The organism is Streptomyces sp. Ru72 (genome assembly GCF_002920635.1).
GTDB lineage: Bacteria > Actinomycetota > Actinomycetes > Streptomycetales > Streptomycetaceae > Streptomyces.
The window spans coordinates 1-14168 of the sequence record NZ_PQSR01000087.1; the positions used below are offsets into that span (position 1 = coordinate 1).

The 14168-nt window shown below is 69.8% G+C and carries 10 protein-coding genes; 8 read left to right on the forward strand and 2 right to left on the reverse strand.

The genetic code is table 11. The features are described 5' to 3' along the window. The 5 genes from C3488_RS29955 to C3488_RS29975 all read left to right on the forward strand — a co-directional run. A partial coding sequence (locus C3488_RS29955) for a Pls/PosA family non-ribosomal peptide synthetase (RefSeq protein WP_258053759.1) occupies positions 1-2572 on the forward strand: 2572 nt, incomplete at its 5' end. Next, on the forward strand, positions 2556-2963 hold the full coding sequence (locus C3488_RS40815) for a hypothetical protein (RefSeq protein ID WP_103844021.1): 408 nt from the start codon (positions 2556-2558) through the stop codon (positions 2961-2963). The genes C3488_RS29955 and C3488_RS40815, both read left to right, overlap by 17 nt. A 30-nt stretch (positions 2964-2993) precedes the next feature. Further along, positions 2994-4001 (forward strand): TauD/TfdA family dioxygenase, encoded by a 1008-nt coding sequence (locus C3488_RS29965; protein ID WP_103844022.1) that lies wholly within the window; start codon positions 2994-2996, stop codon positions 3999-4001. Positions 4002-4185: 184 nt separating this feature from the next. Next, positions 4186-5772, forward strand: a complete 1587-nt coding sequence (locus tag C3488_RS29970) for an acyl-CoA ligase (AMP-forming), exosortase A system-associated (RefSeq protein ID WP_103844023.1) — start codon at positions 4186-4188, stop codon at positions 5770-5772. Between the two features lie 99 nt (positions 5773-5871). After that, complete coding sequence (locus tag C3488_RS29975) at positions 5872-6144, forward strand: acyl carrier protein (RefSeq protein WP_103844024.1); 273 nt, start codon at positions 5872-5874, stop codon at positions 6142-6144. A gap of 208 nt (positions 6145-6352) precedes the next feature. Here C3488_RS29975 and C3488_RS29980 read toward each other — a convergent pair whose 3' ends face one another. Together C3488_RS29980 and C3488_RS29985 are read right to left on the reverse strand one after the other, a co-directional pair. Next, on the reverse strand, positions 6353-7846 hold the full coding sequence (locus C3488_RS29980) for a cellulose-binding domain-containing protein (protein ID WP_103844025.1): 1494 nt from the start codon (positions 7844-7846) through the stop codon (positions 6353-6355). A 215-nt stretch (positions 7847-8061) separates the two neighbouring features. After that, positions 8062-9408, reverse strand: coding sequence for a radical SAM protein (locus tag C3488_RS29985; RefSeq protein WP_103844026.1), 1347 nt, complete (start codon positions 9406-9408; stop codon positions 8062-8064). A 217-nt stretch (positions 9409-9625) separates the two neighbouring features. Here C3488_RS29985 and C3488_RS29990 point away from each other — a divergent pair, with 217 nt between their 5' ends. From C3488_RS29990 to C3488_RS30000, 3 genes are all read left to right on the forward strand, one after another. Further along, on the forward strand, positions 9626-10870 hold the full coding sequence (locus tag C3488_RS29990) for an FAD-binding protein (protein ID WP_103844027.1): 1245 nt from the start codon (positions 9626-9628) through the stop codon (positions 10868-10870). A 123-nt stretch (positions 10871-10993) separates the two neighbouring features. Further along, positions 10994-12250 (forward strand): ROK family transcriptional regulator, encoded by a 1257-nt coding sequence (locus tag C3488_RS29995; protein WP_103844028.1) that lies wholly within the window; start codon positions 10994-10996, stop codon positions 12248-12250. A gap of 18 nt (positions 12251-12268) precedes the next feature. Continuing rightward, a complete protein-coding gene (locus C3488_RS30000) occupies positions 12269-14125 on the forward strand; it encodes a glycoside hydrolase (RefSeq protein ID WP_103844029.1) in 1857 nt (618 codons plus the stop codon). The last annotated feature ends 43 nt before the right edge of the window (positions 14126-14168 follow it).

The window sequence follows — 14168 nt, forward strand, 5'->3', positions numbered from 1 at the left end:
TCCGACCACTCTCACCACATGCGAGCAACGCTTCGCGATGGTGCTGGCCGATATCGTGGGCACCGAACACGTGCCCATCGACAGCCACTTCTTCGACGACCTCGGCGCCGACTCGATGACGATGGCCCGCTTCTGCGCCCGGGTACGCAAACAGAACGACCTGCCGCCGGTCTCGATGCCGGACGTCTACAAGCACCCGACCGTCCGAAGCCTTGCAGCCGCCCTCGCCGACAACAAGATCGACACCAGAACCAGGCCTGCCCCGCAGCCGTCGACTCCGGCGGCTCCCGTTGAGCCGCCGAGGCGGGCGCGCAATGGTGAGTACGTCCTCTGCGGGGCGTTGCAGCTCCTGTTCCTCCTCGGCTACCCCGCCCTTACCGCGATCGTCGCTGTGAAGGGCTACGCATGGGTCTCGGCCGGCCCGAACCCGGTCGACATCTATCTGCGGGCGGTCGCGTACGGCGGCGCGATGTTCCTCGGCCTCTGCGCCCTTCCGATCCTGCTCAAGTGGGTGCTTGTCGGCCGGTGGAAGCCGCAGCAGATCCGTGTCTGGAGCATGGCGTACTTCCGCTTCTGGCTCGTGAAGACCCTGGTCCAGCGAAACCCGATGGCGCTGTTCGTCGGTTCACCTCTCTACGTGCTCTACCTGAGGGCACTGGGCGCGAAGGTCGGGCGCGGCGCCGTCATCTTCTCCAGGAACGTGCCCGTGTGCACCGACCTGCTCAGCATCGGCGACGGCGCGGTGATCCGGAAGGATTCGTTCTTCAACGGCTACCGGGCCCACAACGGCATCATCCAGACGGGCGCGGTCAGCCTCGGCAAGGACGCGCTCGTCGGCGAGATGACGGTGCTCGACATCTGGACCTCGCTGGGTGACGGGGCCCTGCTGGGGCACTCCTCCTCGCTGCATGCCGGACAGACCGCGCCCGACGGGGAGCGCTGGCACGGCTCCCCCGCGCAGCCGGCCGACGTCGACTGCCAGCGCATCCCCGCGATGGACGTCAGCACCCGGCGACGGGTCGTCTACGCGACCGTGCAGGTGGTGAACCTGCTTCTGGTGGGTATGCCGCTGACGTTCGGCGTCGTGGTCCTCGCGCTCGCGAAGGTCCCGCAGCTCGCTACGCTGTCGGCCGCGGGACCGGTCTCCTTCACGAGCTGGACGTTCTACCGCGACGACGCGCTGGTCATGTCCGCCGTACTCTTCTTCGGCGCCGTGCTCGTCGGCCTCGTGTTCGTGGGAACCGTTCCGCGCCTGCTGAACCTCTTCATCAAGCCGGACAAGGTCTACCCGCTGTACGGATTCCACTACTGGATCCACCGCGCGATCGCCCGCACGAGCAACAGCAGGTTCCACATCACTCTCTTCGGTGGCACCTCCTACGTCGTCCACTACCTGCGTTGGCTGGGCTACGACCTGCGCGGGGTGCGGCAGACCGGTTCGAACTTCGGCGAAATGGTCAAGCACGACACCCCGTTCCTCAGCGCGGTCGGCAGCGGAACGATGGTCGCGGACGGGCTGTCCATCATCAATGCCGATTTCTCGAACACGTCGTTCCGGGTGTCCCGCGTGTCGATCGGGGCAGAGAACTTCCTCGGGAACATGATCGCCTATCCGGCGCAGGGCAGGACGGGCGACAACTGCCTCCTCGCGACGAAGGTCATGGCTCCCGTCGACGGACAGGTGCGGGAAGGCGTGGGCCTGCTGGGCGCACCCAGCTTCGTGATCCCTCGGTCGGTCAGGCGTGACAAGCAGCTCGACGTGGCGAGCAAGGACGAGCTGCGCCGCCGCCTCCGGGCCAAGAACGTCTACAACACCATCAGCATGGCGCTGTTCCTGCTCGTGCGCTGGATCTTCATCTTCATCGTCACCGTGCTCTACCTGGCCGCCATCGACCTCTGGGGCTCCCTGGGCGCGCTCGCGTTCGCCCTGGCCACCGCCGGGATCTTCGTCTTCACCGTCGCCTACAACGTCCTGGTCGACCGGCTGGTCCGGCCGCTGCAGGCCTTGCGGCCGCAGGGCTGCTCGATCTACGACCGCGCCTTCTGGCGGCACGAACGCTTCTGGAAGGTGAGTTCCCTCGCCTATGTCCTCCTCTTCAACGGCACCCCGCTCAAGAACGTGATCTGGCGGCTGCTGGGTATGCGGATCGGCCGCCGGGTCTTCGACGACGGCCTCCGCGTGCCCGAGCGGACGTTCACCACGATCGGGGACGACTGCACCTTCAATGTCGACACCGTCGTTCAGTGCCACTCGCAGGAGGACGGAGGATTCAAGTCGGACCGCATCGTGATCGGTGCCGGCTGCACGCTCGGTGTCGGCGCATTCGTCCACTACGGCGTGACGATGGGCGACGGCGCGGTGCTCGCCACCAGCTCCTTCCTCATGAAGGGCGAGGAAATGCCACCGCACGCACTGTGGGGCGGGAACCCGGCCAGGAAGATGCGCGAGCAGTCGGCCGACCTATCAGGTGCGCAGGATCAGCCTCGACGACTGCGCCGCCGTGCTCGTCCGCGGCGACTGACACCCGGCGAACATGGAACGTGGGGACGATTCGATGGACAGTCGGGTTGAAACCGGCCGGGAGTTCCGGCGGGCTGTCCTGCGCGCGGGTCGCGCGACCGCGATCTGGGACCTGCTACGGCACAGGGACTTCGCGGTGGACGAGCTCAAGCGCGAGCCGGGCGTGGCCGGGCCGGCGTTCGGGACCGAGTTCGACCCGATCGGCAACCTCGACGCCGGCGGCAGGATCAGCACCGAACTCGCCGAGGACGCCGTGCTCCGGGTGGCGCTCGCGACCCCGGCGGCCGCCTCGCGCCGCACCTGCACCACCGCACCACCGCACCGACGCGTTCGACGCGGGGAGCGCCGAGAGGATCGCCGGCCACCACCTCACCGCCCTCGCGCTGATGGTCGCCGGCCCGGGCGCCAGCACGGTGGAACCGAATGGGTGGCTCCTTCCTGAGTGCACATCGAGGAATCAAGGAGGAATGAGATGTCGTCCTCTCCCCAGGCGGCCCTGCTCGAGATGGACCTGCGACCCGGCAAACCGCCGATCCTGCACACCAGACCTGCCGGCGACACGGTGCGCTGGGCAGCCGAGCACCGCGCGGCGCTGCGCGCGGTGGTCGCCGAGCACGGATCGGTCCTCGTCGGTGGCCTCGGGCTGCGCGACGCGGCCGAGACCGTCGCCGTCTTCCACCAACTGGCCGGCACGGGGCTGATGACCGAGAGAGAGGCCTTCGCCTCCCGGCGGACCTACGCAGAGGGCGTGTACTCCTCCTCGAAGTGGCCGCCGAACCAGCCGATGTGCATGCACCACGAACTGAGCTACCGGCTCGAGTTTCCCGGCCTGATGCTCTTCGCGTGCCTGTCCGCGCCCACCGAGGGCGGGGCGACCGGTGTGGCGGACTCGACGGCCGTACTCGACGCCCTGCCCGGTGACCTCGTTCAACGGCTCGAGCGGGAGGGCTGGATGCTCGTCCGCAACTACAACGAGGAGATCGGCACGTCGGTCGCCGAGGCGTTCGGCACCGAGGACCGTGGCGCGGTCGAGAGCTACTGCCGCGCCAATGCCATCGAGTTCGAGTGGCGACCCGATGGAGGGCTGTGCACCTGGCAGCGCCGCAGCGCGGTGGTGCGGCACCCGGTCACCGGGCGGCGCTGCTGGTTCAACCAGATCGCCTTCCTCAACGAGTGGACGCTCGACCCCGAGGTCCACGAGTTCCTGGTCGACACCTACGGCGCCGAGGGGCTGCCGTTCACCACCCGCTTCGGAGACGGCGATCCGATAGGCGAGGACGTCGTGCAGCTGATCAACGAGGTGTACAAGGCCAACACCATGCGGGAGCCCTGGCAGGCGGGCGATCTGATGCTCGTCGACAACATCCGCAGCGCACACAGCAGGGAGCCCTTCACCGGACCGCGCGAAGTCCTGGTCGGGATGGTCGACCCGGTGCGCCTGGCCGACTGCTCGCCGACCGTCGAGGTGAACGCCGGATGACCACGTCCCTCGTGTGACCGTTCGCGGTCGTCTCCGGTGCCCAGGTCCACCGCACGAGCTGTCGAACCCCCGTGTCCAGAGAACCAGGCGCTCCCGGCCCTGCCCTCGGAGACGAGCCGGCGCAGGACGGAGGGCCGGGACTCGTCGGCTGCCAGGCAAGAGCGACAGAGAGGAATCCGCCGAGATGATCACCCGATTGCCGGACCTCGTTGCGAGGTCCGCCCGACGCGACTCCGGCGCGCCCGCCCTGACCGCACGTACGACCACGATCTCCTACACCGATCTGCACGAGCGGACGGAGCTCGCGGCCGCCGGCCTGCGCGACCTCGGCCTCGACGGCGGCGAGCGCGTCGCGATCTTCCTCGACAAGAGGATCGAGACCGTAGTGGCGCTGCTCGCCTGCTCGCGGGCCGGTGGCGTGTTCGTCCCGGTGAATCCCGTGCTGCGGGCCGGGCAAGTGAGGCACATCCTCGACGACTGCGCCGTGCGGATACTGGTGACCTCCACGGACCGGCTGCGGACCCTGCGCGCCGAGCTCGCCGCCTGCAAGTCGCTCTCCCACGTACTCGTGCTGGGCGACTCGCTTGTCGAGGACGAGGAAGCCCCTTACCGCGTGCTCCCCTGGTCGAAGGTCGCCGAGCGCGCGAGCCAGACCGTGTGTCCTCCGACGGGCGGCGTGGACACGGATGTGGCCGCGATCCTCTACACGTCGGGGAGCACCGGGCCCCCGAAGGGGGTCGTGCTGTCGCACCGCAACCTCGTCGTCGGCGCGGAGAGCGTCAGCACTTACCTGAACAACACGGCAGAGGACCGAATCCTGGCCGTTCTCCCGCTGAGCTTCGACGCCGGACTGAGCCAATTGACGACCGGCTTCTGCGTCGGTGCCCACGTGGTGCTGGCCGACTACCTGCTGCCGGGGGATGTCGTACGCCCGTGCGCGAAGCACCGCATCACCGGGCTGGTGGGCATACCGCCGCTGTGGATCCAGCTCGCAGCCCAGACGTGGCCGCCCGAGGCCGTGGCCGGGGTGCGCTACTTCGCAAACACTGGGGGGCGGCTCCCGCGCGTTACCCTGCAACGACTGCGAGCGATCTTCCCGAACGCAACGCCATACCTGATGTACGGCCTCACAGAGGCGTTCCGCTCCACCTACCTCGATCCCCGGGAGGTCGACCGGCGGCCCGATTCGATCGGCAAGGCCATCCCGAACGCCGAGATCCTCGTGGTCCGGGAGGACGGCGGCCTGTGCGGTCCGGGAGAGCCGGGTGAGCTGGTGCACCGAGGTCCGCTTGTCACGTTGGGTTACTGGAATGACGCGGAGCGCACGGCCGAGCGGTTCCGGCCGCCGCCGAACCGTCCGGTCGAGCTGTGTACGCCCGAGCTGGCGGTCTGGTCCGGCGATGTCGTCGTCCGCGACGAGGAGGGCTTCCTGTACTTCGTCGGACGGCGTGACGACATGATCAAGACACGGGGATATCGGGTCAGCCCGCAAGAGATCGAGGAAGTGGCGTACGAGACCGGCCTGGTCCACGACGCCGTCGCGCTGGGCCTCGAGGACGAGGCACTCGGCCACCGGATCGTCCTCGTCGTGACACCCTGCGATCCCGCCGGCTTCGACCCGGCCGCGGTGACCGCACACCTGCGGCAGGAACTACCCGGCTACATGGTGCCCGCCGAGGTGGTGGTCCTTCGCGTCCTGCCCCGAACGCCGAACGGCAAGTTCGACCGGGCATTGCTTCGCCAGGAGCTCACCGCCTCCCGCCCTGGATGACGGCCACTCCCACACCGTTCCTCGGCCCTCCGGCAATGACGGAGGTGTCGGTGCGGATCGCACGCCGCCGGGTCTGCACGACCGATGAGGAGAAGCCACATGACTCGCTCGCCAGAGATCTCGCAGGCGATTTTCGAGGACGTCAAGGCCGTCGTGGTGGTCACGCTGGACATCGAGGACCAGGCCAAGGACTTCGGGCCGGAGACGGGACTGTACGGCAGTCTTCCTGAGCTCGACTCACTCACCGTCGTCAAGCTCATCGTCGCATTGCAGAAACGGTTCGGGATCGAGATCGAGACCGAGGAGATCGGCGGTGACACCTTCGACACCCTCGGGCGGCTCGCGGCCTTCGTGGAGTCCAGGGTGCGCTGAGAAGCGCTCCGCGCGGTCGAGTACTGAACCCGGATCCACCGTCCGGATCTGTTGCGGAGACAGCGGCGGAGGTGGAGGTCAGCCAGGTCGTCCGGGCGCTTGCCCGAGCACGAAGGCGGTGTCTGCGCGCAGCTGCCCGTCGGCGGTGACCATGGCCACCGGCCGCGGTCGACGCGGACGGCGCGCCCGGCCCACAGCCCCGCCGGGCTCAGCTCACCGTGGTGCAGCGCGCCCCGTTCAACGTGAAGGCGCGCGGCCGCGCGTTGCCGCCGTGCCAGGAGGAGAGGAAGCCGACCGCGAAGGTGCCGTTCGCGGCGACCTGCTTGTTGTAGTCGGCGGCCTTCGCGGTGACCTCGGGGCCGTCCTGGGTGTAGGTGCCGTCCCACATCTGGGTGATGCGCTGGCCGTCCTGGAAGGTCCAGCCGATGCGCCAGTCGGCGAGCGCCCTGGTCGAGGTCACCGTGACGGTGGCCTGGAAGCCGTCCGGCCACTGGTTGAGCACTTCGTACTTCACCCGGCACGTCGGCGGGGTCGCCTTGTCGGGGCCGGAGGCCGTGGACGGGTCGTCGACCGGGCTCGTGGACGTGCCCTGCGGTTCGGTGTCGGAGTCCCCGCTCCTCGTCGCGCTGTGGGAGCCGGACGGCCGGGAGGTGGCGGAGGCGCCGGCCGTGCCGTCGCCCGAGGACGGGCCGCGAGGCGACGAGGACAGCCCCGGCGCGGTGACCGACTGGCCGGTCACCGTGCTGCCCGCGGTGGTGTCGTCCCCGTCCGAGCTGCCCAGCTGCAGCAGCGAGACGGTGAGCGCGAGCGCGGACACGATCACGGCGGCGGCGAGGACCCCGGTGCGCCCGATCCGGGGCCGCGCCTGGGCGCCCACGGTGATGCCCCGGTCCGTACCCGCGTCCGCGCGCCCGCCGCTCAGTCCGGCCTCCGCCGCCCTGCGGCGCCGCTCCAGGTAGGCGAGTCCGCCCCAGCCGATCACCCCGCTCGCGAGTGCGGCGGGCGTGCCGCCGTGCAGCCTGAGGCAGGCCGCCGCCTCCGCGCACTCCACGCAGGTCGCGAGGTGCCGGGAGAGGTCCTCGGGCGTCTCCGCGCCCGAGGAGCGGGTGACCGCGTCGAGCAGCCGGGCGTAGCTGCGGCAGTCGGGGTCCATGGGCGTGTCGAGGTGGTTGCGCTGGCAACGGTCCCGGAACAGGGCGCGCACCTGGGCGAGTTCCCCGGCCGCGGTCGCCGGATCCAGGCCGAACCGGCGGGCCACGTCGGGCAGCGGCAGGGCCTCGACCTCCGCGAGCCACAGCAGGGCCGCGTCCGGCTCCTGCATGTCCTTCAGACCGCGCAGTGCGAGCGGGCGCTGGAGGGGCGGACCGGTGTAACGGGCGGCGTTGCCGGAGTTGAGCCACAGCCGAAGGTCGGGGTCGAGATGGTGTCCCCTGCCCTCCGTCTCCCAGGCCGCGGCGGTGGTGCGAACCGCGGTCAGCAGCAGGGGGATCCGGGGCAGGCGTGGCACGCGGCGCCCGGTGGCCTTCCTTTGCGCCTCGCCCGCGCGGACCTCCTGGATGCCGTGGGAGAAGGCCTCGGTGGCCAGCTGCCTGCCGACGGCCGAACCGGACGTGCACAGGTCGGCGTACGACAGGACCGCGTCCCAGCACTCCGAGAACAGTGCTGCCTCGGCGGCGTCCTGGGGGGTCGGCAGGTCGGGCATGGGGGCTCCTGCGTCAACTGCTTCCACAAGCAAAGCCAACTCACCGGAGGGACAAGGGAGTTGAGGGTCGTCTCAACGACAGGCCCAGAGCCTTTCACGGCTCCCACACAACTGACAAGCGGCGTATTCACATGCCGTTGCCGGTGGTTGCGTTGTGGAGTTGTACGGACCACGGCCCCGCTGCGACTCAGCGCGCGGGGCCCGTGATCGCATCGTTACGCAAGCGTCGGTTCTTCGGCCCCTTCGCCCACGACTTCGTCCGCCGGGAGACTGTCCATGAACGAACTGACGGAGAAGACCGCCCGGCCCGGGCCGGGCGGGCCGTAGCCGGGGGGCGAGGAGAGGCCGAAGTCGTCCATGGTGGCCCGGTAGGCCTCCAGCAGCCGGATGTGGTACTCCAGCGGCGCGCCCTGGGGGTTGGCCTTGCCGAGCGGGGTCGTGGGCTCCGGGCACCAGGTGGTGAAGCGGGGGGTGATGCCGTGCGACATGAAGAAGCGCAGGCCCTCGGTGGTGGAGGCGATGGCCTCGTCGACCGTGGTGAAGCCGAAGGGCTCGGCCATCTCCACGCCCGCGACGAAGTTGGGGATCACGTTGCGCGCGCCGAAGACCTCCGCCGAGTCGAGGATGCGCCGGTGCCACTCGTCCCGGCCGACGTACCGCTCCTTGCCGGGGCAGTACAGCTCGAACAGCCGGCGGTCCCACACCTCGAAGTTGGGGTGGTAGATCTGGACGCCGTAGTCCTTGAAGCGCTGCACGTCGTCCTTCGGCAGCGCCTGCGCGACGACCTTGCCGATCCAGCGGCCGGGGAAGCGCTCCTCGATGGCCTTGGCGTAATGCCCGTAGAAGTCGGCCTCGTCACGGCCGGCCACCTTGGAGGTGATCGCGCCGCCGGTGAGGGTGTAGGCCGTGGACGCCTTCTGGGTGTCGTAGCGGTCGATGATCTCGAGCGCCTCCAGCACCTCCTCGACGTCCTTGACGCCCGTGTACGGCCGCCCGGCCGCCTTGTGCTGGCGCCAGTTGTGGTTGATGTCGCAGTACTGGCACTCCTCCTTGGCGCCGAAGTACTGGCAGACCCGGAAGACGGTCAGATAGATGAGGTAGCCCCACTGGATGGTGGGGGCGACCTCCATCACGGACTTCCCGTTGGAGAGGGTGTGCCGGTAGTACTCCGGCATGGGCGGCACGCCGACGTCCGCGATCCGCCTGCCGTCGAGGTACAGCCCGAGCAGGCCCTCGCCGTCGGCGGCGACCCGGTACGGCGAGGCGGGGTTCACCCGTACGGAGACGACGGTCCGCCGCAGGTCGTAGGGGCCGCCGGTGAGGATGATCTCCTCAGGCGGACGGCGCAGCGCGGCCTCGCCCAGCTCCGGCAGGGTGCCGTGGTCGAAGGAGAAGATGAAGTACGACTTCGGCTTGACGTCGCCGTCCTCATTGTCACTGAGCGCCGACTGGTCGAAGGCGACTCCACCCCGCAGCAGGTCCTCCTTGAAGACGGCCTCCCGCGGCACATGCGGGAAACGCTCCATCAGGTCCTCGACCAGCGCGGTGCGACTGTCACCCATCCCGTTCTCCTCGTTTCCGGCGAGTGTTGCTCGACTCCTCACGGTATGCCCCGGCCCGTCGGCCGGCGGTGCCGGGTCCCCGCCGACGCGCACGTTGCCCACTTCTGTCGCTTTTCACCTTGTTCGCGGGATTCAGCATGCGAACGGGGCTTGATCACCCGGTGCCGTTCGGCTGGGATTCCGGTAGCCACTGGATTCTCCGGGGAGGGACGACGGCATGACCGAGACCGTGACCAACTGGGCCGGCAACATCACCTACGCCGCCAAGGAACTGCACCGCCCGCACTCGCTGGACGCGCTGCGCTCGCTCGTCGCGGACAGCGCGGCCGTGCGGGTGCTCGGCAGCGGGCACTCGTTCAACGAGATCGCCGAACCGGGAGCCGACGGCGTCCTGCTCTCCCTCGCCGACCTGCCGGACGAGGTCGACGTGGACACCGCGGCCCGCACGGTGCGCGTCGGCGGTGGCGTCCGGTACGCCGAGCTCGCCCGGATGGTCCACGAGCACGGGCTGGCGCTGCACAACATGGCCTCCCTTCCGCACATCTCGGTGGCGGGCTCGGTGGCGACCGGCACCCACGGCTCGGGGGTCGCCAACGGCTCGCTCGCCTCGGCCGTGCGCGAGGTGGAGCTGGTCACCGCGGAGGGCTCGACGGTACGGATCTCCCGAGGGGAGCCCCGTTTCGACGGTGCGGTGACCTCCCTCGGCGCGCTCGGCGTGGTCACGGCCCTCACCCTCGACCTGGAGCCGTCGTACGAGGTCGAACAGCACGTCTTCACCGAGCTGGCCCTGGAGGGCCTCGACTACGAGACCGTGGCGGCGAGCGCGTACAGCGTGAGCCTGTTCACCGACTGGCGCGCCCCGGGCTTCAGGCAGGTGTGGCTCAAGCGCCGCACGGACCAGCCGCTGCCCGACTTCCCGTGGGCCTCGCCCGCCACCGAGGCGATGCATCCGGTGCCGGGCATGCCCGCGGTCAACTGCACCGAGCAGTTCGGCGTCCCGGGGCCCTGGCACGAAAGGCTGCCGCACTTCCGGGCGGACTTCACCCCGAGCAGCGGCGCGGAGCTGCAGTCCGAGTATCTGCTGCCGCGCCCGTACGCTGCGGCCGCACTGCACGCCCTCGACGAGATCCGGGCGACGGTCGCGCCCGTGCTGCAGACCTGCGAGGTGCGGACGGTGGCCGCCGACGCGCAGTGGCTGAGTCCGGCGTACGGGCGGGACACCGTGGCGCTGCACTTCACCTGGGTCGAGGACACGGCGGCCGTGCTGCCCGTGGTGCGGCGGGTCGAGGAGGCGCTGGACGGTCTGGAGGCGCGGCCGCACTGGGGCAAGGTCTTCACCATGCCCGAGCAGGTGCTCCGCGCACGCTACCCGCGGCTGGACGACTTCGCGGCGCTGGCGGCAGAGCTGGACCCGGCGGGCAAGTTCCGGAACGCGTTCGTGCGGGAGGTCCTCGGCTGTTGAGACAGGGCCGCGGCGATTCGGCGGACTTCATAAAGCCCCTTTCCTAACCCCTTGTAGAAAGTCCGCCTGCGGCATAGGCTCCTGCCGCGCCGAGGCACGAGGCCTCGCCGTGACCCGGGGAGGATGGGGGACGTGCCGGTCAAGCGCACCTCACGCGATATTCGCACAGCGAACCGTTACGAGGTGCTGCGCCAGATCATCGCCCGCTCCCCCACGTCCCGCCAGGAGCTGGCGGCGGCGACCGGTCTCAGTCTGGCCACGGTCGCCACCCTCGTCGGTGAGCTGCTGGACCTCGGCATGCTGACCGAGGTCGGCTTCGAGGACTCGGCGGGCGGCCGGCCGCGCGGCCTGGTCGCGGTCAACGCGTCGGGGGGCGCGTTGATCGGCGTCGACATCGCGGAGACCTACGTCCGGGTCGAGCTGTTCGACCTGGCGCTGGACATGCTCGCCCGCGCCGACGAGGACATGCGCCCCGGCGAGAACCGCCCCGAGCAGGTCGTCGCCCATGTCGCCGCGGCCGTCGGCTCGGTCGTCACCCAGGCCGGGGTGGAGGGCGCCCGCGTCCTCGGCGTGGGCGTGAGCGTCCCGGGACAGGTCGACCGCGACCGGGGTGTGTCGGAGTACGCCCCGAACTGGGACTGGCACGACGTACCGCTGCTCGACCTGCTCTCCGAGCACATCGCCTACCCCCTCTACCTGGACAACCCGCTGCGCGCCTGCGCGGTCGCCGAGCTGTGGTTCGGGGCGGCCCGCGGGCGCGGGGACGCCGTGGTCGTCAATCTGGGCACGGGTGTGGGCGCCGGCCTGGCGCTGGGCGGCGGCCTGCACCGCGGCGTCAGCAACAGCGCCGGCGAGTGGGGCCACACCACGCTGGTGCTGGACGGACGGCTGTGTCACTGCGGCAACCACGGCTGTGTGGAGACGTACGTCGGCGCCCCCGGCATCATGCTCAACCTGCGGGAGCTGAGCCCGCAGAGCCCCCTGCTGCACCCCGAGGACCAGACCGCCACGATCGACGCCCTCGCGCGCGGGGTCGCCGCTCAGGACCCGGTCGCGCTCAAGGTCGTGCGGGACACCGCCCGCTACCTCGGCGCCGGGATCGCCGACCTGGTCAACCTGTTGAACCCGGAGATGGTCGTGCTCAGCAGCTGGGTCGCCGCCACCCTCGGCGAGCCGCTGCTGAACGAGGTGCGCGAGGCCGTCGCCCGGCACGCGCTGAAGCGGCCGCTCACGGCCACGGAGATCGTCCTGTCCCCCATCCCCACCGACCCTGTCTGCCTCGGAGCCGCGACCTTCGCCCTCGAAGGCGCGCTTCAGTCGGTCAGCCAGAGGCCCAGAAGCGCCACCCCCACAAGGAGCCGTACCGCACCGCCTTCATGACGACGGAAGGGATGCACGTTGACGCGCACCAACAGATCCACGAACCGTTCCCCCCACAGACGCGTCCTCGCGACAGCCGCAGCCGCACTGGCTGTCACAGGCGCCCTGATCTCCGCCCCACCCGCGGGCGCCGCCGAATCCCGGGCGGCCGAGGTCTCCCCGCACGCCGCTCAGACCATCGACAACATCGGCGCCTCCGGTGCCTGGTGGGTCAACGACCTCCAGCACTTCTCGCCGGCCGTCCAGGCCCGGGTGGCGGGGCTGCTCTTCTCCAAGGAGGGCCTGGACCTCAGCTCGTACCGCTACAACATCGGCGGTGGCGGCGTCGCGGTCACCACCCCGGCCCGCGCCGCCGAGGACTTCCTGAACGCCGACGGCACCTATGACTGGAGCAAGGACAAGGGCGGCCGGACGTTCCTGAAGTACGCCGCGAAGTACGGCGTGAAGGACCTGATCGGCTTCGTGAACAGCGCGCCCGCCCAGTGGACCACCAACGGCAAGAGCTGCGGCGGCCAGTTGAAGCCGGAGAACGAGGGCGACTTCGCCAAGTACATAGCCGACGTGACCGACCACTTCGCGCGGCAGGGCGCGAAGCTCGACTACATCAGCCCCTTCAACGAGCCGGACAACAGCTTCGCCGACTGCGGCCAGGAAGGCATGCCGGTACCCGTCGACCAGCGCGACGACATCGTGCGGGCGCTGGGCGCCGAGCAGAAGGCCCGCCACCAGAAGACCGGCATCATCGCGGACGAGTCCAGCAAGACGACCCAGTTCACCAGCGAGCTCCCGCAGTGGATCTCGCAGCCCGGCACCGCCCAGTACGTCTCCAAGCTGGCCCATCACACCTACAACAACCCCGACGACGGGCAGCTCGCCGACATCTACGAGACGTCGAAGACGGTCGGCAAACAGCCCTGGGCCACGGAGATCTGCTGCTTCGGCAAGGGCTCCACGGGCTGGAACCAGGAGTACGACCCGACGATCGACAACGCCCTGCTGATGTCGCGGATCATCTACAAGGACTTCGCGACCGCGCACGACTCGGCGTTCCAGTGGTGGGTGGCCCTGGCCAGCGGCTACGGCGCCGACCCGTACACGAAGAACGACCAGGGCTGGAACGACGGCCTGATCTACTACGACCCCGACTACGCCACGAACGGCGACCAGAAGCTGTACTTCACCAAGCGGTACTACGCGCTCGGCCAGTACAGCAAGTTCGTCAGGCCGGGATCGGTCGCGCACAACGTGACCGGCGCACCGAGCGGGGTCGAGGTCACGACGTACGACGACAAGGGCAAGTGGGTGGTCGTGGTCAACAACCACAACACCTCCGACACGGCGCTGAACCTGCACTTCAACAGCAGGACGCCGGTGCGGGCCGAGAAGGCGGTCAGGACGTCGGCCACGGAGGACTGGGCCTCGGTCGACAAGCCGGCCGTGAACGGCTCCACCGTCTCCACCACCCTCGCCGCGCGTTCGATCACGACCTTCGTCCTCGACCAGCGCGGGCACGCCACGACGGCCGTGACGGGCGCCTGGAAGGGCACGCAGTCCGGCAAGTGCCTGACGGCGGGCGCCTCGGGCGCCGCGATCAGCACCTGCACGGGCGGGACCGAGCAGTCCTGGTCGTACGCCGCGGACGGCACCCTCAAGGGCGTGAACGGCTATCTGACCGCCGGAAGTTCGGGGCTCACGACCGTCGCCGACCGCACCGGTGACGCCACTCAGCGGTGGCTGCTCAACGCGAGCGGCCAGATCGTCAGCGAGGCGTCCGGCAAGTGCCTGGACGTCAGCTCTCAGGCGACCGCCGATGGCAGCAAGGTGATCCTGTACAGCTGCAACGGCGGCCCCAACGAGGCCTGGGCCAGGCAGTAACACCCCCGCAGCCGAGGGCCGCCGGCCGCCCTGACCCGGCGGC